This window comes from Bartonella sp. AA81SXKL, assembly GCF_042196945.1.
Lineage (GTDB): Bacteria > Pseudomonadota > Alphaproteobacteria > Rhizobiales > Rhizobiaceae > Bartonella.
Genome location: NZ_JBHIRH010000230.1, coordinates 465 through 720, shown reverse-complemented (window position 1 = coordinate 720; position 256 = coordinate 465). Strand labels below are relative to the sequence as shown.

1 protein-coding gene is annotated in these 256 nt (G+C 39.1%); it reads left to right on the top strand.

What is annotated here, in order from left to right; translation table 11 throughout:
• Positions 1-256 (top strand): nitrilase-related carbon-nitrogen hydrolase (locus ACFINZ_RS10770; protein WP_375701517.1); only part of this gene is annotated, 256 nt, incomplete at both ends.

Genomic DNA, 256 nt, shown 5'->3' with positions numbered 1-256 from the left:
CTGTGTGCAGAACTTGCCAATAAAGGAGCTGAGATTATTCTCGTCCTTAATGGATCTCCTTACCATCGTAATAAAATACTAAAAAGGATAGAAGTTGTTCGTGCGCAAGCTCTTCAATCCGGTCTGTCAATTGTTTATGCTAATCAAGTTGGTGGTCAAGATGAGCTGGTTTTTGATGGAGGCTCTTTTGCGTTGAATGGACAAGGCAAAATGGTGTTTCAAATGAAACATTTTGAAAATCATATTGCTTTGAGCC